The sequence below is a fragment of the Pseudomonas migulae genome (genome assembly GCF_024169315.1).
GTDB classification, from domain to species: Bacteria; Pseudomonadota; Gammaproteobacteria; order Pseudomonadales; family Pseudomonadaceae; genus Aquipseudomonas; species Aquipseudomonas migulae_B.
This window is the reverse complement of sequence record NZ_JALJWR010000001.1, coordinates 5,220,730-5,239,691: the sequence shown is the minus strand read 5'-3', so window position 1 is coordinate 5,239,691 and position 18,962 is coordinate 5,220,730. Positions and strand designations below refer to the sequence as shown.

Genomic DNA, 18,962 nt, shown 5'->3' with positions numbered 1-18,962 from the left:
TAAGGCATCAGATTAGTGGCAAATCCATCGTTGGCACGACTTTTCCGACACAATCCGGTGTCTTTTTTACCTTGTAGCAATCAGCCGCGGAACTCGCTGCGACCGTTGTACTTGGCTTTGCCGTTCAACTGCTCTTCGATACGCAGCAGTTGGTTGTACTTGGAAACGCGATCGGAACGGCACAGGGAGCCGGTCTTGATCTGGCCAGCCGAAGTGCCCACGGCCAGGTCGGCAATGGTCGAATCTTCGGTTTCGCCGGAGCGGTGCGAGATCACGGCGGTGTAACCGGCAGCCTTGGCCATCTGGATGGCTTCCAGGGTTTCGGTCAGGGTGCCGATCTGGTTGAACTTGATCAGGATCGAGTTGGCGATCTTCTTGTCGATGCCTTCTTTCAGGATCTTGGTGTTGGTCACGAACAGGTCGTCGCCCACCAGCTGGGTCTTCTCGCCGATCTTGTCGGTGAGGATTTTCCAGCCAGCCCAGTCGGATTCGTCCAGGCCATCTTCGATGGAGATGATCGGGTAACGCTCGGTCAGGCCTTTCAGATAGTCGGCGAAACCTTCAGCGGTGAACACCTGGCCTTCGCCGGACAGGTTGTACTTGCCGTCTTCGTAAAATTCGCTGGCCGCGCAGTCCAGTGCCAGGGTCACGTCGGTGCCCAGCTTGTAACCGGCGTTGGCCACGGCTTCGGAGATCACTTTCAACGCGTCTTCGTTGGATGCCAGGTTCGGCGCGAAACCACCTTCGTCACCGACGGCAGTGCTCAGGCCACGGGCCTTCAGAACGGCTTTGAGGTGATGGAAAATCTCGGTGCCCATGCGCAGACCTTCCGAGAAAGACTTGGCGCCAACCGGCTGGACCATGAATTCCTGGATGTCGACGTTGTTATCGGCGTGTTCGCCACCGTTGATGATGTTCATCATCGGAACCGGCATCGAGTAGACACCCGGGGTGCCGTTCAGGTTGGCGATGTGTGCGTACAGCGGCAGGTCCTGGTCCTGTGCTGCTGCCTTGGCCGCAGCCAGGGAAACGGCGAGGATCGCGTTCGCGCCCAGAGAACCTTTGTTTTCAGTACCGTCGAGCTTGATCATCGCGTGATCGAGGGCTTTCTGGTCGCTTGGGTCAGTACCTTTCAACAGGTCGCGAATCGGACCGTTGATGTTGGCGACGGCTTTCAGAACGCCTTTGCCCAGGTAACGGCTCTTGTCGCCATCACGCAGCTCGAGCGCTTCACGCGAGCCAGTGGAAGCACCGGACGGCGCGCAAGCGCTGCCGATGATGCCGTTATCGAGAAGCACGTCCGCTTCCACGGTGGGGTTGCCACGGGAGTCGAGAACTTCACGACCTTTGATGTCGACGATTTTTGCCATTGTTGTAAACACTCCAAAGTTGACGAAAACGACGCAGCTGAAGGAAATCTTTTATCGCCGGCAAGTGATGTGCAACGGGCAGACTTGCGGACGATAAGGCTCAGACCCGAGGGCCTGAGCAACAAATCGTGCGGTACTTTACCGGAGAAATGAGGATTACGCGGTTTCTACCGTCGGAAAACTCTTCACCAGTTCGTCCAAAGCTTTGAGCTGGGCCAGGAATGGCTCCAGTTTGTCCAGACGCAAGGCGCAAGGGCCGTCGCATTTGGCGTTGTCCGGATCCGGGTGGGCTTCGAGGAACAAACCGGCCAGCGACTGGCTCATGCCAGCCTTGGCCAGATCGAGGACCTGGGCGCGACGACCGCCAGCGGAATCGGAGCGACCGCCGGGCATTTGCAGCGCGTGGGTCACGTCGAAGAACACCGGGTATTCGAACTGCTTCATGATGCCGAAGCCGAGCATGTCGACGACCAGGTTGTTGTAGCCGAAGCTCGAACCGCGTTCGCAGAGGATCAACTGATCGTTACCCGCTTCCACGCACTTGTTCAGGATGTGTTTCATTTCCTGAGGCGCGAGGAACTGGGCTTTCTTGATGTTGATCACCGCACCGGTCCTGGCCATCGCGACCACGAGGTCGGTCTGGCGCGACAGGAAGGCCGGCAACTGGATGATGTCGCAGACTTCAGCGACGACCGCGGCCTGCTCAGGCTCGTGGACGTCGGTGATGATCGGCACGCCGAAGGCTTGCTTGATGTCCTGGAAAATCCGCATGCCCTCTTCCAGGCCGGGGCCACGGTAAGAGGCCACGGAGGAACGGTTGGCCTTGTCGAAGCTGGCCTTGAACACGTAAGGGATACCGAGTTTCTCGGTGACCTTTACGTATTCTTCGCAGACCTGCATCGCCATGTCGCGGCTTTCCAGCACGTTCATGCCACCGAAAAGCACCATTGGCTTGTCGTTGGCAATCTCGATATCGCCTACACGGATGATCTTCTGCGCCATCGGATTTACGCCTTCTTCTGGTGTTGAACCAAAGCTGCTTTAACGAAACCGCTGAACAACGGGTGACCGTCGCGAGGTGTCGAGGTGAACTCAGGGTGGAACTGGCAAGCGACGAACCATGGATGATCCGGGGCTTCAACCACTTCTACCAGCGCGCCATCACCGGAACGACCGGAGATTTTCAGGCCGGCTTCCATGATTTGCGGCAGCAGGTTGTTGTTCACTTCGTAGCGATGACGGTGACGCTCGACGATCACGTCCTTGCCGTAGCAGCCGTGAACCAGGGAACCCGGCTCCAGCAGGCAATCCTGCGCGCCGAGGCGCATGGTGCCGCCCAGATCGGAAGTTTCGGTACGGGTTTCGACGGCGCCGGTGGCATCTTCCCACTCGGTGATCAGACCCACGACCGGGTGACCGCTTGCACGATCGAACTCGGTGGAGTTGGCGTCTTTCCAGCCCATGACGTTACGAGCGAACTCAATCACGGCCACTTGCATGCCCAGGCAGATGCCGAGGTACGGAACCTTGTTTTCGCGAGCGTACTGGACGGCGGTGATCTTGCCTTCCACGCCACGCAGACCGAAGCCGCCTGGAACCAGGATCGCGTCAACACCTTCCAGCAGCGCGGTGCCCTGGTTTTCGATGTCTTCGGAATCGATGTAGCGCAGGTTGACCTTGGTGCGGTTGCTGATGCCGGCGTGACTCATCGCTTCGATCAGCGACTTGTAGGCGTCCAGCAATTCCATGTACTTGCCGACCATCGCGATGGTGACTTCGTGCTCAGGGTTCAGCTTGGCGTCAACCACGGCTTCCCACTCGGACAGATCCGCGCCGCCACATTGCAGGCCGAAACGCTCGACGACAAAATCATCCAGGCCCTGGGAGTGCAGGATGCCCGGGATCTTGTAGATGGTGTCGGCGTCTTCCAGCGCAATCACCGCACGTTCTTCAACGTTGGTGAACTGCGCGATCTTGCGACGCGAAGAGATGTCGATCGGGTGATCGGAGCGGCACACCAGCACGTCAGGTTGCAGGCCGATGGAACGCAGTTCCTTGACCGAGTGCTGGGTTGGCTTGGTTTTGGTTTCGCCGGCGGTGGCGATGTACGGCACCAGCGTCAGGTGCATCAGCATCGCGCGCTTGGCGCCGACTTCGAAGCGCAACTGACGGATGGCCTCGAGGAACGGTTGCGATTCGATGTCACCCACGGTGCCACCGATCTCGACCATCGCGACGTCGGCATCGCCGGCGCCCTTGATGATCCGGCGCTTGATTTCGTCGGTGATGTGCGGGATCACCTGGATGGTGGCGCCCAGGTAATCACCACGGCGCTCTTTGCGCAGGACGTGCTCGTAGACACGGCCGGTGGTGAAGTTGTTGTTCTGGGTCATGGTCGTGCGGATGAACCGCTCGTAGTGGCCCAGGTCCAGGTCGGTCTCGGCGCCGTCGTGGGTGACGAACACTTCACCGTGCTGGAACGGGCTCATGGTGCCCGGGTCGACGTTGATGTACGGATCCAGCTTCAGCATGGTGACCTTAAGTCCCCGCGCCTCCAGGATGGCCGCCAATGAAGCCGATGCAATGCCTTTCCCCAATGAAGAAACAACACCGCCCGTGACGAATATGTAGCGCGTCATGAAAAACCCTAGAAGTCTGCGTTAAAGCGGTCCGAGCCGCCGGGGAAAGCGAAGGAAGGCCGAAGCCCCCGATCACCTGCATTAATCACAGTGCACCTTTCAAAAAAACCGCCGCGTTGGGACAGACCGGGAGATGAAACACCGGTACGTTGCTCGCTACACATTTTTTGGAATCGCCCAGCAAAGACTGCTTGGTAATCGGCAACTCCTGCAATTCAGGCGAATCCACAGAAGTTGTATCAAGAAGGGAGCGTAGTCTACCGGAAAGCCCCTTTCAGCTCAAACCTTGATCTTCGTCCGGTGGCTGCCAATGCAAATTCCAGCCGTCCTGCACACTGCCATCCAGACCCCGCAGGTTGGCCACCGCCAGCAATTGCTCGCCTTGGAACAGCAGCGGCAATCTGCCACGGACGAACCCTGGAACCCCGCGCTCATTGAGCAAGCGCTTCAGGTCCCGATGGCCGCGAGCGGGCAGGTTCATGGCCTCGCCTCCCTCACGATAGCGGATATGCAGCGGACCTTCGGGGATTTTTCCGGTGAGCGTGAGGACGCCGTTGTCCGGCAAAACCAATGCTTGCGAGGGATCGGGCCATCTCCCGACGTCCGGTGCAGCTCTTAGCCAATGACTGGATAACCACCAGATGCGTCCGCCCGCCCGATGCAGCTCGCCATCCGCCAACCGCCAGATCGGACGGGCATCGCCGGTAGCATCCCGTAAATCCTCCCAACCCGACCAATGGTCACTGTCCGGCAGACGCGTCAGCGCGGCGAGCCAGTGACTCAGTGCATTTCGTTGGCGGGAATCGGACAGTTTCACAAGCGTCGACAGCTCAAGTGAAGGCACACCCAGCCAATCGAATTCACCGACGGTGCGGGCATGCGCCAGATCGATTTGCGCCAGTTCATCAAGCAACCCACGGGCCTCGCTCAGATGCGCGGCGCTGCGGGCCATGTTCGCCACGGCTTGAGGCCAGCGCCGGGTCATGACTGGAAACACCTGATGCCGCAGGTAATTGCGCGAGAATTGATGATCCTGGTTCGAAGGGTCTTCGATCCACCTCAACTGATGCTCGGTCGCGTAAGCCTCAAGTTCTGCGCGCGAGACATCGAGCAGCGGTCGCAGCAGATGCCCCCGACCCAACGGGCGCTGGCTCGGCATCCCCGACAAGCCTCTGACTCCTGCCCCACGCAGCAATCGGAACAACAAGGTTTCGGCCTGATCATCGCGGTGTTGCGCGGTCAGCAGCACTTCATGGGTTTGAGTCGCCTCGATGAACGCGCCATAGCGCGCATCCCGGGCCGCACGCTCAAGGCTGGCGCCGGGTTGAACCTGGACGCGAACCACCTGCAAAGGCACACCCAGCCCATCACAGACAGACTGGCAGTGTTCCGGCCACGCATCAGCCACAGCCTGAAGGCCGTGATGAATGTGTATGGCTTTGAGCTCGGGGAGGTTTTCGGTTTTTGCAAGATGGGCGAGAAGGTGCAGCAGGACGGTGGAGTCGAGACCGCCGGAGAAGGCGATACGCCAGGCCGGGGCGTTGCGCCACGGTTTCAGATTCAGCAAAAGCCGGGCAGACAGAGCAATCATGGGCTGACTCATATCGATCACTTCGCACAAAACAAATGTGGGAGCGGGCTTGCCCGCGAAGACGGACTAACACTCAACACATATGCTGACTGTTATACCGCTTTCGCGAGCAAGCCCGCTCCCACATTGAAGCCAAGGTCAGATCAGATCAGAGACCGTAGCTCATCAGACGCTCGTAACGACGGGCCAGCAGCGCCTCGTTATCGAACTTCTTCAACATCGCCAGTTGCGAGCTCAGCTCGGCACGGATCGATGCAGCGGCCGCAGCCGGATCACGATGAGCGCCGCCCAAAGGCTCGCCGATCACTTTGTCGACGATGCCCAGGCCTTTCAGGCGCTCGGCCGTGATGCCCATGGCTTCAGCGGCATCCGGTGCTTTTTCCGCGGTTTTCCACAGAATCGAAGCACAACCTTCCGGCGAGATCACCGCATAGGTCGAGTACTGCAGCATGTTCAGCTGATCGCACACGCCGATGGCCAGAGCGCCGCCAGAACCACCTTCACCGATCACGGTGGCGATGATTGGGGTTTTCAGGCGAGACATGACGCGCAGGTTCCAGGCAATCGCTTCGCTCTGGTTGCGCTCTTCAGCGTCGATGCCCGGGTAGGCGCCCGGCGTATCGATGAAGGTCAGGATCGGCATTTTGAACCGTTCGGCCATTTCCATCAGGCGGCAGGCCTTGCGGTAGCCTTCCGGACGCGGCATGCCGAAGTTGCGGCGAACCTTCTCGCGCACGTCGCGGCCTTTCTGGTGACCGATGATCATCACCGGCTGGTCATCCAGACGGGCGACGCCGCCAACGATGGCAGCGTCGTCGGAGAAGTGACGGTCGCCGTGCAGTTCGTCGAACTCGGTGAAGATGTGTTCGATGTAGTCCAGGGTGTATGGACGTTTCGGGTGACGCGCCAGACGCGCGATCTGCCAGCTGGTCAGCTTGCCGAAGATATCCTCGGTCAATGTGCTGCTTTTGTCCTGCAGGCGGGAGATCTCATCGCCGATATTCAGCGAATTGTCGTTACCGACCAAGCGCAACTCTTCGATCTTGGCTTGCAGGTCGGCGATCGGCTGTTCGAAATCTAGAAAATTCGGGTTCATAGGCGTCCGTCTAGGGTCGACGTCCAAGAGAGCTTGGGCCGGCCGGTTGTCTATTCGCGCCCTACCTTAAGGGACAGGCGCGTTCAGGTCGAGATTAAAAATTCAGGTCGAGATCAGGGCGTATGAAAGGCACCTGACCGTCAACGGTATTGGAGGAAGACGTTGTCTCGCCCGAACTGGTCACGCAGGGCTTGAATCAACGCATCCGCCGGGTCGATTCGCCAGGTCTCGCCGAACTGCAGCAAGGCCTTCGCATCGGGACTCGTGTATTCCATGGTAATCGGGCACGCACCGCGGTGACGCTTGAACAACTCACCCAGCCAGCGTAGCTGATCGCCCTTCAAATCCTTGGTCTGCAGCTTCAATCGCAGGCTTTCGGCCAGGTTGGTGCGCGCATCTTCCATGCTCATCACCCGCTTGACCCGCAAACGCAAACCACCGGAGAAGTCATCGTTGCTGACCTCGCCTTCGACCACCACCATGGCGTCAGTCTGCAACAGCGACTGCGCTGAATGGAACGCGTCGGCGAACAGCGAGGCTTCGATCCGGCCAGAACGATCGTCGAGGGTGATGAAACCCATCTTGTCGCCCTTTTTGTTCTTCATCACCCGCAGGGCGATGATCATGCCCGCGACGGTCTGTGTATCACGCGCCGGCTTCAAGTCGATGATGCGTTGACGGGCGAAACGGCGGATCTCGCCTTCGTATTCGTCAATCGGGTGACCGGTCAGGTACAGGCCCAGGGTGTCTTTTTCACCTTTCAGGCGTTCCTTCAGGGTCAGCTCTTTCGCCTTGCGGTGATTGGCGTAGACATCGGCGTCCGCTTCGACGAACAGCCCGCCAAACAGGTCGGCGTGGCCACTGTCGTGGGTGCGCGCGGTTTGCTCGGCAGCCTTGATCGCCCCTTCCATCGCATTCAGCAAGACTGCGCGGTTCTGGTCGATGCTCGCTTGATAGGCCTTCGGTTCGTCATGGAAATAGGGTCCCAGACGATCCAGTGCACCGCTGCGGATCAAACCGTCGAGCGTGCGCTTGTTGATTCGCTTGAGATCGACCCGGGCGCAGAAATCGAACAGGTCCTTGAACGGCCCATCCTGACGCGCCTCGGTAATGGCCTCGACCGGCCCCTCGCCCACACCCTTGATCGCGCCGAGGCCATAAATAATCCGGCCTTCGTCGTTTACCGTGAACTTGAACTCCGAAGTATTCACATCCGGCGCGTCGAGACGCAGCTTCATGGTGCGAATTTCTTCGATCAAGGTCACGACCTTGTCGGTGTTGTGCATATCCGCCGACAGTACCGCCGCCATGAACGGCGCCGGGTAGTGCGTTTTCAGCCACGCGGTCTGGTACGAAACCAGGCCGTAGGCAGCGGAGTGGGATTTGTTGAAGCCATAACCGGCGAATTTTTCCACCAGGTCGAAAATGTTACCGGCCAGGTCGGCTTCAATATTGTTGGTCTTGCAACCTTCAATGAAACCGCCGCGCTGCTTGGCCATTTCCTCGGGCTTTTTCTTACCCATGGCCCGCCGCAGCATGTCCGCACCACCGAGGGTGTAACCGGCCATGACCTGGGCAATCTGCATCACCTGTTCCTGATACAGGATGATGCCGTACGTCGGTGCCAGTACGGGTTTCAGACCTTCGTACTGGTAGTCCGAGTGCGGGTACGCAAGTTCGGCGCGACCGTGCTTACGGTTGATAAAGTCGTCAACCATGCCGGATTGCAAAGGGCCCGGACGGAACAGGGCCACCAGTGCGATCAAGTCTTCCAGGCAGTCGGGCTTGAGCTTTTTGATCAGCTCTTTCATGCCGCGCGACTCGAGCTGGAACACCGCCGTGGTTTCAGCTTTTTGCAGCAGCGTGTAGGTCGGCTTGTCGTCCAGCGGAATGAACGCGATGTCCAGCGGTGGTTCGTTGACCTTGGCGCGATCGCGGTTGATGGTTTTCAACGCCCAGTCGATGACCGTCAGGGTCCGCAGACCGAGGAAGTCGAACTTCACCAGGCCGGCGGCTTCAACGTCGTCCTTGTCGAACTGGGTTACCAGGCCATCACCGGCCTCGTCGCAATAGATCGGCGAAAAGTCAGTCAGCTTGGTCGGCGCGATCACCACACCACCGGCGTGCTTGCCGACGTTACGCACAACGCCTTCAAGCTTGCGCGCCATTTCCCAGATTTCCGCGGCTTCTTCATCGACCTTGATGAAGTCACGGAGGATTTCTTCCTGCTCGTAGGCTTTTTCCAGGGTCATGCCGACTTCGAACGGAATCATCTTCGACAGACGATCCGCCAGACCGTAGGACTTGCCCTGCACCCGCGCCACGTCACGGACCACAGCCTTGGCGGCCATGGAACCGAAGGTGATGATCTGGCTTACGGCGTTGCGGCCGTACTTTTCGGCCACGTAGTCGATCACCCGGTCACGACCGTCCATGCAGAAGTCGACGTCGAAGTCGGGCATCGATACCCGTTCCGGGTTAAGGAAACGTTCGAACAGCAGGTCATATTCCAGCGGATCGAGGTCGGTGATCTTCTGCACATAGGCCACCAGCGAACCGGCACCCGAACCACGGCCCGGACCAACCGGCACGCCGTTGCTCTTGGCCCACTGGATAAAGTCCATAACGATCAGGAAGTAACCCGGGAACCCCATCTGGATGATGATATCCAGCTCGAAATTCAACCGGTCGACGTAGACCTGACGCTTGGCTTCGTAGTCTTCGGTGGTGTCCCTGGGCAGCAGAACGCTGAGGCGATCTTCCAGACCATCGAAGGACACCTTGCGGAAATACTCGTCGATGGTCATGCCATCGGGAATCGGGAAGTTGGGCAGGAAGTGCGTGCCCAGCTTCACTTCAATGTTGCAGCGCTTGGCGATCTCGACGGTGTTTTCCAGCGCTTCGGGAATGTCGCTGAACAGCTCGGCCATTTCCTCGGCGCTTTTGAGGTATTGCTGATCGCTGTAATTCTTCGAGCGCCGCGGATCGTCGAGGGCGCGGCCCTCACCGATGCAGACGCGGGTCTCGTGAGCGGCGAAGTCTTCCTGCTTGATGAAGCGCACATCGTTGGTCGCGACCAGTGGCGCGCCGATTTTCTCCGCCAGGGCCACGGCGCCGTGCAGTTGTTCTTCATCGTTGGGGCGATTGGTGCGCTGGATTTCCAGGTAAAAGCGATCCGGGAACACCGCCATCCATTCGCGCGCGAGGTTTTCCGCTTCAGCCGGATTGCCGCTGAGCATGGCCAGGCCGATCTCGCCTTCTTTTGCCGCCGACAACATGATCAAGCCTTCGCTGGCCTCGGCTACCCACTCGCGCTCGATGATGACCGAGCCATTGCGCTGACCGTCGATGAAGCCGCGGGAAATCAGTTCGGTCAGGTTGCGATAGCCGACCGCGTTCATTGCCAGCAGGCTGATCCGGCTCAGGGCGTTGTCCGGATCCTTGTTCGACAGCCACAGGTCGGCGCCGCAGATCGGCTTGATACCTGCGCCCATGGCGGCTTTATAGAATTTGACCAGGGAACACATGTTGTTCTGGTCGGTAACCGCTACGGCAGGCATGTTCATGCCGACCAGGGTCTTGACCAGCGGCTTGATCCGCACCAGACCGTCGACCAGGGAATATTCAGTGTGCAGGCGTAGATGAACGAATGAAGCCGGCATAGTGATCCTGCGTTATGTCATGAAAACAACAAGGCCCGGATTGTACCGGGCCTTGGCGAAAACATCAGCTGCGACTAGCTCACGATCAGGTTTTCCCGGGCTTCATACGCGAGGCGCACCGGGGCGAACGAGCGACGGTGAATCGGGGTCGGGCCCAGACGGGCCAGTGCTTCCAGATGAACGGGCGTCGGGTAGCCTTTGTGACCGCCGATGCCGTAACCCGGATAAATCAATTCGAAAGCGGCCATTTCGCGGTCGCGGCTGACCTTGGCCAGAATCGATGCCGCCGCGATGGCCGGAACCTTGCCGTCGCCCTGCACCACCGCTTCGGCACGCATGGACAGTTTCGGGCAGCGGTTGCCGTCGATCATCGCCAGTTTCGGCTGGATGTGCAGGCCTTCAATCGCACGCTGCATGGCCAGCATGGTGGCGTGGAGAATGTTCAGCTCGTCGATTTCTTCGACTTCCGCACGTGCGATGCACCAGCTCAGGGCCTTCTCGCAGATTTCGTCGTAGAGCTTTTCGCGGCGGGCTTCGGTGAGCTTCTTCGAATCATTGAGACCGAGGATCGGACGGTTCGGATCGAGGATCACAGCCGCCGTCACTACGGCACCACAAAGCGGGCCGCGACCGACTTCGTCAACACCGGCAACCAGATCTTCGACTTCAGCGACCAAGGTGAAATCCAGCCCCATTTGCATGCTTGTTTTACTCATTGTACTTGGCCGATCAGCTTCAGCACTGCATCCGCAGCCTGGTTGGAGGCATCCAGACGCAAGGTCCGGTGAATTTCGTCGAAGCCACGTGTCTGCTCTTCGCCACCTTCGATCAAGGGCGACAGCGTCTGGGCCAGCGCTTCAACCGTCGCATCGTCCTGCAGCAGCTCGGGCACCAACAGGCGCTGGGCCAACAGGTTCGGCAACGAGACGTAAGGGCTCTTGACCATGCGCTTGAGAATCCAGAACGTCAGCGGTGCCAGGCGATAGGCAACGACCATCGGCCGCTTGTACAACAACGCTTCAAGGGTAGCCGTTCCGGAGGCGATCAACACCGCGTCGCAGGCAGCGAGCGCCAGATGGGACTTGCCGTCGAGCAGGGTCAGCGGCAAATCGCGACCCGCCAGCAACTCTTCAAGCTGCACGCGGCGCTGGGGACTGGCGCAAGGCATGACGAACCGCACGCCAGGACGCAAGGCACGCAGACGCTGGGCGGTATCGAGGAACAACGCCCCCAGCCGACCCACTTCGCCGCCGCGACTGCCGGGCATCAGCGCGACCAACGGTCCGTCCGGCAGACCGAGCTCGGCCCGTGCAGCGGCGCGATCCGCTTCAAGCGGAATCGCATCGGCCAGGGAGTGCCCGACAAACCGCACCGGCACGCCCTTCTCTTCATAGAATTTCGCTTCGAACGGAAACAGCGTCAGCATCAGGTCGCAGCCTTCGCGAATCTTCAGCACCCGCTTTTGCCGCCACGCCCACACCGACGGGCTGACGTAATGCACGGTCTTGATCCCGGCCTGACGCAGCTTGAGTTCGATATTCAGGTTGAAGTCCGGCGCATCGATACCGATGAACACATCCGGCTTCTCGGCGATCAGGTCGGCGATCAGCTTCTTGCGGCGCTTGAGCAACTCGCGCAGCCGACCCAGCACTTCCACCAGGCCCATGACCGAAAGACGTTCCATCGGGAAACACGAGGTCAGGCCTTCGGCCTGCATCAGCGGACCACCGACACCGATGAACTCGACCGCCGGATGCTGTGCCTTGAGCGCACGCATGAGACCGGCGCCCAGAATGTCACCGGAAGCCTCACCCGCCACCAGCGCAATACGCAGATTAGCCATGATTAACGCGTGATGCCGCGGGTCGAAGACTGGATGGAATCACGGAACACCGCGACTTCCGGAAACTGCGCCGAGGGTTCGGCCAGTTCGGCGAGCGCTTGCTCGACGGTCAGGCCCTGGCGGTAAACCACCTTGTAGGCACGACGCAAGGCGTGGATCGCGTCTTCGCTGAAACCACGGCGACGCATGCCTTCGAAGTTCATGCTGCGCGCTTCGGCCGGGTTGCCGAACACGGTGACGTAGGCCGGAACGTCCTTGCCGATGGCGGTGCCCATGCCGGAAAAGCTGTGGGCGCCAATATGGCAATACTGGTGAACCAGGGTGAAACCGGACAGGATCGCCCAGTCCTCGACGTGCACATGGCCCGCCAGCGCGGTGTTGTTGACCAGGATGCAGTGGTTGCCGATGACGCTGTCGTGGCCGATGTGGGCATAGGCCATGATCAGGTTGTGATCGCCCAGGGTGGTTTCCGAACGGTCCTGCACGGTGCCACGGTGAATCGTCACGCCTTCACGGATGACGTTGTGGTCACCGATGACCAGGCGGGTTTCTTCACCTTTGTATTTCAGATCGGGCGTGTCCTCGCCTACCGAAGAAAACTGGTAGATGCGATTGTGCTTACCGATTCGGGTCGGGCCCTTGAGAATCACATGCGGCCCGATCACTGTCCCCTCGCCGATTTCCACACCTGCGCCGACGATCGACCATGGGCCGACCTCGACGCCGTCGGCCAGGATGGCCGACGGATCGATGATTGCGCGAGGGTCAATCAAACTCATACTTTTTGTTCCGCACAGATGATCTCGGCCGAGCAGACTGGCTTGCCATCAACCGATGCCTGGCATTCAAACTTCCAGATCTTGCGCTTGCAGCTGATGAAGGTGGCTTCCAGGATCAACTGGTCGCCCGGCTTGACCGGCTGACGGAAACGCAGCTTGTCGGAGCCGACGAAGTAGTACAGGGTGCCATCGGCCGGTTTCACGTCAAGCATCTTGAAACCAAGGATCCCGGCAGCCTGGGCCATCGCTTCGATGATCAATACGCCTGGCATGATTGGATGCGCAGGGAAGTGACCGTTGAAGAACGGCTCATTGATGCTGACATTCTTGTAGGCGCGAATGCGCTTGCCTTCCACGTCCAGATCCACAACCCGGTCCACCAGCAGGAACGGGTAACGGTGAGGCAGGTATTCGCGAATCTCGTTGATGTCCATCATTTCGGGGGGAAGCCTATGTAAAGATTGGGAGCGCGCGACTGACGCGCGCCCCTCCAGCAAATCAAGGAGGCAGTCTAGCGGCTGTGCACACTTGATATGAAAATGGTATCAGCCATCTGATGAAGCATTACCGTCAGGGGTCACTTCCCCTGTCCGCTTTTCCAGCTGTCGCAGACGTCGCGCGATGTCATCGAGCTGACGGATGCGTGCCGCGCTTTTGCGCCACTCGGCAGCCGGTTGCATGGCTGTACCGGAAGAATAGGAACCCGGCTCGGTAATCGAGTGGGTCACCATGGTCATCCCGGTAATGAAAACCTTGTCGCAAATTTCGATATGCCCCACCAGCCCTACGCCACCGGCGAGCATGCAATGCTTGCCGATTTTGGTGCTGCCGGAAATGCCCACGCACGCGGCCATGGCAGTGTGATCACCGACCTGGACGTTGTGAGCGATCTGAATCTGATTGTCTAGCTTGACGCCATTACCGATGACAGTATCGGCCAGCGCACCGCGGTCGATAGCGGTATTCACGCCGATCTCCACATCGTCACCGACCAGAACACCACCGATCTGGGCGATTTTCTGCCAGATGCCTTTCTCGTTGGCAAAGCCGAAGCCTTCGCCACCCAGTACCGCACCGGATTGAATCACCACCCGCTTGCCGATGCGCACGTCGTGATACAGCGTGACTTTCGGGGCCAGCCAACCGCCCTCGCCAATCTCGCTGCGGGCACCGATAAAGCAGTGCGCGCCGACAGTCACACCTGCGGCAATGCGCGCTGCGCTTTCGATCACCGCAAAGGCACCAATGCTTGCAGCCGGGTCAACCACCGCATCTTCGGCCACAACGGCTGTCGGGTGAATACCGACAGCCGCTTTCGGCTTGGGATCAAACAAATGGGAAATCCGTGCATAAGCCAGATACGGGTCAGGCACGACGAGCGCATCCCCGGCAAAACCTTCGGCGTCAGCGGCTTTCAGCAACAAGGCTGCAGCCCGGCTGTCGGCCAGGTATTTACGGTATTGAGGATTTGCCAGAAAGCTCAACTGAGCTGGGCCAGCCTCTTGCAAAGTGGCTAGCCCAGTAATTTCCTTCTCCGGGTCGCCACGCAGGGTGGCGCCGAGGAACTCGGCCAACTGGCCGAGTTTTATGGTCGCTGTCATGGATTACTTCAGCTGATTCATGCGCTCGATAACCTGGCGAGTGATGTCGTACTGAGGTTTGACATCAATCACTGCGCCACGCTCGAAGACCAGGTCAAAAGCACCTTTCTTGATGACTTCTTCCACAGCACTGTCCAGTTTCGGCTTGAGCTGCTTCAGCATTTCACGGTCAGCAACGGCTTTGGCTTCGTTCAGTTCCTTTGACTGGAACTGGAAGTCACGGGCCTTTTGCTTGAATTCAAGTTCCAGACGCTCACGCTCGCCTTGCTGCATCTTGTCGCCGCCCGCCATCAGACGGTCCTGGATGCCCTTGGCACTGCTTTCCAGTGTCTTGAGCTTGGTCAGTTGCGGACCGAACTTCTTCTCGGCATCCACGGCGTATTTCTTGGCCGCATCGGATTCCAGCAGAGCCATCTGATAGTTCAGAACGGCGATTTTCATGTCGGCAAAAGCCGGACCTGCTACCAGTACGGTCGCCAGGAGAACCAATTGAGTCAACTTACGCACGATGCACTCCTACAAAATCCATTGTCGTTATCTTGGGTCAGACGCTTAGAACGTCTGGCCGAGGGAGAATTGGAACACTTGGGTTTCAGCCTCATCCGGTTTCTTGATCGGCATGGCCAACGCGAAACTCAGAGGACCCAGTGCGGTGACCCATGTCACACCTACACCGACAGAGCTGGCCATGTTGCTCAGGCTGATGTCGTTGCACTTGGTATTGGACGACGAACCGTTTGCATTGGTGGCGTCCTTGCACTGCGAGTCGAAAACGTTACCCACATCCCAGAATACCGAGGTACGCAGGGAGCGCTGATCCTTGACGAACGGCAGAGGGAACAGAAGCTCTGCACCACCCTGTATCAGGACGTTGCCACCAAACGGCAGTGGATCCTGGTCCGGATCGAACGCGGTCCCCGGGTTCGTGCCACGGCTAGGCGTACTACGCGGGCCCAGGGTGCTGTCCTTGAAGCCACGAACCGAGTTGAAACCACCAGCATAGTAGTTTTCATAGAACGGCAAGCCATCGGTTGAACCGTAGCCGTCGCCATAACCCAGTTCAGTGTGCAGGCGCACGGTGTAGTTATCAGACAATGGCTGGAACAACTGGCCACGGTAGTCGAGTTTGAAGAACGACAGATCACTGCCCGGTGTCGTGGTTTCCAGCACAAGGCTTTGAGAGTGACCACGGGTCGCCAGTACACCTTTGTTCAGGGTCGATTCGGACCAGCCGGCCGAAGCCTTGAAGTTCAGGTAGTTGTCGCCTTCCTTGTTAACGAAGTCGAAAATCTCGTCAACGGTGTACAGGCCAGTCTTGATCTTGTCCTGTTGCGCAGTCAGGCCGAAGGTCAGACGCGACGTTTCACTGATCGGGTAACCGACGCTCACGCCTGCACCCAGGCTGTCTACGGCATAGCTGGCTACGTCGACGTCCAGATCGTCATAGTCGGTGGTGCGATAGAATGCGTTGTAGCCCAGGCTCACACCGTCAGCAGTCCAGTACGGGTCGACATAACCGAAGTTATAGCGGCTCTGGTATTCACTGCGGGTCAAGCCGACGCTGACCTTGTTACCGGTACCCAGGAAGTTGTTCTGGGTGATCGAACCACCGAGGATCAGACCGGCGCTCTGTGCGAAACCGACGCTGGCAGTAATCGAACCGGAAGCTTGTTCTTCAACGCTGTAGTTCACGTCAACCTGGTCATCGACACCCGGTACAGCAGGGGTTTCGACGTTCACTTCTTTAAAGAAGCCCAGACGCTCAAGACGGGTCTTGGACTGGTCGATCAGGTAGGTCGAAGCCCAGCCACCTTCCATCTGACGCATTTCACGGCGCAGCACTTCGTCTTCGGACTTGGTGTTGCCACGGAAGTTGATGCGGTTGACGTAGGCACGCTTGCCCGGATCGACAGCGAACGTGATATCGACGGTGTGATCTTCATCGTGTGGCTGAGGCACGCCGTTGACGTTGGCGAAGGTGTAGCCCTCGTTACCCAGACGACGGGTGATCAGTTCGGACGTGGTGGTCATCAGCTTGCGCGAGAACACCTGGCCTTTCTGCACCAGCAGCAGGGACTTGACCTGGTCTTCAGGGACTTTCAGGTCGCCGCTCAGCTTGACGTCACGAACGGTGTACTTCTCGCCTTCGTTGACGTTGACGGTGATGTAGACGTGCTTCTTGTCCGGGGTGATGGATACCTGGGTCGAAGCGATGTCCATGTTGATATAGCCACGGTCCAGGTAGTAGGAACGCAGACGCTCCAGGTCACCGGAAAGTTTTTCACGAGCGTACTTGTCGTCGTTCTTGAAGAACGACAGCCAGTTGGTGGTCTTGAGTTCGAACAGGTCGATCAGGTCTTCATCAGGGAAGACCGTGTTACCCACCACGTTGATGTGCTGGATAGCAGCGACGGTGCCTTCGTTGATATTGACCTTCAGGCCGACGCGGTTGCGCGGCTGCGGCACCACTTCGGTGTCGACGGTAGCGGAGTAGCGACCCTGAGCGACGTATTGGCGCTGCAGTTCGTTACGCACACCTTCGAGGGTGGCACGCTGGAAGATCTCGCCTTCGGCCAGACCGGATTGTTTGAGGCCTTTCATCAGGTCTTCAGTGGAGATCGCCTTGTTACCCTCGATCTCGATACTGGCGACCGACGGACGCTCGACTACCGTGATGACCAGGACGTTGCCATCGCGGCCCAGCTGGATATCTTGAAAGAACCCGGTTTTGAACAGCGCACGAGTGGATTCCACCAGGCGACGATCATCCGCCTGTTCACCGACGTTCAACGGCAAGGCACCAAAGACGCTACCCGCGGAGACCCGCTGGAGGCCATTGACGCGAATATCAGAGATAGTGAAGGACTCGGCGTGAACTTCGGCGATCATCAATACGGTGAGAACCGCAGTTAGCAGCAGACGTTTCATGAAGTCCTTTCTTATTCCAACTGGCAATAAACAAACTGCCGCAAAATGCGGCAGATTCGCAATATCAGCGAAGTGTTACAGACGACCCAAATCATTGACCAGAGCAAGCAACATCACCCCGACCACCAAACTGATGCCGATCTGTATCCCCCAACCCTGCACCCGATCCGACAAGGGACGACCACGCGCCCACTCGATCAGATAAAACAACAAATGCCCCCCATCCAGTACAGGAATGGGCAACAAATTCAGAACTCCCAGGCTAATACTCAGATAAGCAAGGAAATTCAGGAAATCAGCGACGCCCGACTGGGCAGAAGCGCCCGCCACTTTAGCAATGGTTATCGGTCCACTCAAGTTTTTTACCGAGAGCTCGCCGAACAACATTTTCTTGAGTGAATCGAGGGTCAGTATGCTCATGGTCCAGGTGCGTCGAGCCCCCTCGCCAATCGCGGCCAAAGGACCGTAGCTGACCTCGCGAATCATCTCCGGTGGCCAGTCGATCGCTTTCACCCCAGCCCCCAGATAACCGCTGGGTGCCTTCTTCTCGCCACGAGCGGCCAGCGTCACAGGGATGTCGATTTGAGCACCATCACGCTCGACGCGCAGCATGATTTTGGTATCCGGTTGCGTACGGACGGTGTCGACCACTTGCTGCCAGTCATCCAGCGCCTTGCCATCAAGTGCCAGCAACCGGTCACCGGTTTTCAGGCCAGCCGCCTGCGCCGGACCTTTCGGGTCGAGCTCGGCCAGAATCGGCGGCAGTGCCGGACGCCAAGGGCGAATACCCAGCGAACGAATCGGATCCGGCTCGTCGGCGCCCTTGAGCCATTTATCGAGGACCAGCTCACGAGGCGAATCCGCCGTGGAACCCTGCTCGCGGACCTGCACCTGAAGCGAACCGCTCTCGCCAAGGCGACGAACCAGCTGCAGATTCACTGCACCCCAGCCCGACGTCGGCTCACCATCGATGGCGACAATTTCCTGACCAGGGCTCAAACCGGCCTTGGCGGCCATACTGCCGGACTCAACGGCACCGATGACAGGCCGAACCTGCTCGCTGCCGAGCATGGCGAGCACCCAGAAGAAAATCATCGCCAATAAAAAGTTGGCAATCGGTCCCGCCGACACAATTGCGATGCGCTGACGGACGGATTTGCGATTGAAGGACTGATCGAGCTGATCGGCCGGCACTTCGCCTTCGCGCTCGTCGAGCATCTTCACGTAGCCGCCCAGCGGGATCGCGGCGACAACGAACTCAGTGCCTTTCTTGTCGTGCCAGCGCAGCAATGGCATGCCGAAGCCCACGGAGAAGCGCAGCACTTTGACCCCACAGCGACGCGCGACCCAGAAATGGCCGAATTCGTGGAAGGTGACCAGCACGCCCAGGGCTACCAGGGTGCCGACAATCATATAGAGCGCGCTCATCTACTTTCTCCGCAATCCTATCCAG

14 protein-coding genes are annotated in these 18,962 nt (G+C 58.8%); all 14 read right to left on the bottom strand.

Features of this window, described 5'->3' with window-relative positions:
- Nucleotides 1-80: 80 nt before the first annotated feature.
- Nucleotides 81-1,370 carry a phosphopyruvate hydratase gene (gene eno, locus J2Y86_RS23910; protein ID WP_008039408.1) on the bottom strand — a complete coding sequence of 430 codons (1,290 nt, stop codon included), beginning with the start codon at nt 1,368-1,370 and terminating at the stop codon, nt 81-83.
- 156 nt (nt 1,371-1,526) lie between these two features.
- Nucleotides 1,527-2,372, bottom strand: coding sequence for a 3-deoxy-8-phosphooctulonate synthase (kdsA, locus tag J2Y86_RS23905; RefSeq protein ID WP_253437242.1), 846 nt, complete (start codon nt 2,370-2,372; stop codon nt 1,527-1,529).
- Nucleotides 2,373-2,377: 5 nt separating this feature from the next.
- Nucleotides 2,378-4,009 (bottom strand): CTP synthase, encoded by a 1,632-nt coding sequence (locus tag J2Y86_RS23900; RefSeq protein ID WP_084322285.1) that lies wholly within the window; start codon nt 4,007-4,009, stop codon nt 2,378-2,380.
- A gap of 274 nt (nt 4,010-4,283) precedes the next feature.
- Complete coding sequence (gene tilS / locus J2Y86_RS23895; protein ID WP_253437238.1) at nt 4,284-5,612, bottom strand: tRNA lysidine(34) synthetase TilS; 1,329 nt, start codon at nt 5,610-5,612, stop codon at nt 4,284-4,286.
- A gap of 136 nt (nt 5,613-5,748) precedes the next feature.
- On the bottom strand, nt 5,749-6,696 hold the full coding sequence (locus tag J2Y86_RS23890) for an acetyl-CoA carboxylase carboxyltransferase subunit alpha (RefSeq protein ID WP_253437235.1): 948 nt from the start codon (nt 6,694-6,696) through the stop codon (nt 5,749-5,751).
- A 140-nt stretch (nt 6,697-6,836) separates the two neighbouring features.
- The gene (gene dnaE, locus J2Y86_RS23885) at nt 6,837-10,358 is read right to left on the bottom strand and encodes a DNA polymerase III subunit alpha (RefSeq protein ID WP_253437232.1); all 3,522 of its coding nucleotides are present in this window, start codon (nt 10,356-10,358) and stop codon (nt 6,837-6,839) included.
- A 74-nt stretch (nt 10,359-10,432) separates the two neighbouring features.
- On the bottom strand, nt 10,433-11,059 hold the full coding sequence (gene rnhB / locus J2Y86_RS23880; RefSeq protein WP_253437229.1) for a ribonuclease HII: 627 nt from the start codon (nt 11,057-11,059) through the stop codon (nt 10,433-10,435).
- Between the two features lie 11 nt (nt 11,060-11,070).
- A complete protein-coding gene (gene lpxB / locus J2Y86_RS23875; protein ID WP_253437226.1) occupies nt 11,071-12,201 on the bottom strand; it encodes a lipid-A-disaccharide synthase in 1,131 nt (376 codons plus the stop codon).
- Nucleotides 12,202-12,203: 2 nt separating this feature from the next.
- Nucleotides 12,204-12,980 (bottom strand): acyl-ACP--UDP-N-acetylglucosamine O-acyltransferase, encoded by a 777-nt coding sequence (lpxA, locus tag J2Y86_RS23870; protein WP_214380969.1) that lies wholly within the window; start codon nt 12,978-12,980, stop codon nt 12,204-12,206.
- On the bottom strand, nt 12,977-13,417 hold the full coding sequence (fabZ, locus tag J2Y86_RS23865) for a 3-hydroxyacyl-ACP dehydratase FabZ (protein WP_008028982.1): 441 nt from the start codon (nt 13,415-13,417) through the stop codon (nt 12,977-12,979). The genes lpxA and fabZ overlap by 4 nt, the downstream gene beginning before the upstream one ends.
- Before the next feature lie 108 nt (nt 13,418-13,525).
- Entirely contained in the window at nt 13,526-14,581 is a 1,056-nt protein-coding gene (lpxD, locus tag J2Y86_RS23860) for a UDP-3-O-(3-hydroxymyristoyl)glucosamine N-acyltransferase (protein ID WP_253437224.1), read from the bottom strand.
- 3 nt (nt 14,582-14,584) lie between these two features.
- Nucleotides 14,585-15,088: an OmpH family outer membrane protein gene (locus J2Y86_RS23855; RefSeq protein WP_008028980.1), complete on the bottom strand. Its 504-nt coding sequence runs from the start codon at nt 15,086-15,088 to the stop codon at nt 14,585-14,587.
- 45 nt (nt 15,089-15,133) lie between these two features.
- Entirely contained in the window at nt 15,134-17,509 is a 2,376-nt protein-coding gene (gene bamA / locus J2Y86_RS23850) for an outer membrane protein assembly factor BamA (RefSeq protein ID WP_253437220.1), read from the bottom strand.
- A 75-nt stretch (nt 17,510-17,584) separates the two neighbouring features.
- Nucleotides 17,585-18,937, bottom strand: coding sequence for a sigma E protease regulator RseP (rseP, locus tag J2Y86_RS23845; protein ID WP_253437217.1), 1,353 nt, complete (start codon nt 18,935-18,937; stop codon nt 17,585-17,587).
- Between the last annotated feature and the right edge of the window lie 25 nt (nt 18,938-18,962).

What these genes read in the sequence shown, in the direction of transcription:
- eno (WP_008039408.1), bottom strand. Translation starts at nt 1,370, where the DNA reads ATGGCAAAAATCGTCGACATCAAAGGTCGTGAAGTTCTCGACTCCCGT.
- kdsA (WP_253437242.1), bottom strand. Translation starts at nt 2,372, where the DNA reads ATGGCGCAGAAGATCATCCGTGTAGGCGATATCGAGATTGCCAACGAC.
- J2Y86_RS23900 (WP_084322285.1), bottom strand. Translation starts at nt 4,009, where the DNA reads ATGACGCGCTACATATTCGTCACGGGCGGTGTTGTTTCTTCATTGGGG.
- tilS (WP_253437238.1), bottom strand. Translation starts at nt 5,612, where the DNA reads ATGAGTCAGCCCATGATTGCTCTGTCTGCCCGGCTTTTGCTGAATCTG.
- J2Y86_RS23890 (WP_253437235.1), bottom strand. Translation starts at nt 6,696, where the DNA reads ATGAACCCGAATTTTCTAGATTTCGAACAGCCGATCGCCGACCTGCAA.
- dnaE (WP_253437232.1), bottom strand. Translation starts at nt 10,358, where the DNA reads ATGCCGGCTTCATTCGTTCATCTACGCCTGCACACTGAATATTCCCTG.
- rnhB (WP_253437229.1), bottom strand. Translation starts at nt 11,059, where the DNA reads ATGCAAATGGGGCTGGATTTCACCTTGGTCGCTGAAGTCGAAGATCTG.
- lpxB (WP_253437226.1), bottom strand. Translation starts at nt 12,201, where the DNA reads ATGGCTAATCTGCGTATTGCGCTGGTGGCGGGTGAGGCTTCCGGTGAC.
- lpxA (WP_214380969.1), bottom strand. Translation starts at nt 12,980, where the DNA reads ATGAGTTTGATTGACCCTCGCGCAATCATCGATCCGTCGGCCATCCTG.
- fabZ (WP_008028982.1), bottom strand. Translation starts at nt 13,417, where the DNA reads ATGATGGACATCAACGAGATTCGCGAATACCTGCCTCACCGTTACCCG.
- lpxD (WP_253437224.1), bottom strand. Translation starts at nt 14,581, where the DNA reads ATGACAGCGACCATAAAACTCGGCCAGTTGGCCGAGTTCCTCGGCGCC.
- bamA (WP_253437220.1), bottom strand. Translation starts at nt 17,509, where the DNA reads ATGAAACGTCTGCTGCTAACTGCGGTTCTCACCGTATTGATGATCGCC.
- rseP (WP_253437217.1), bottom strand. Translation starts at nt 18,937, where the DNA reads ATGAGCGCGCTCTATATGATTGTCGGCACCCTGGTAGCCCTGGGCGTG.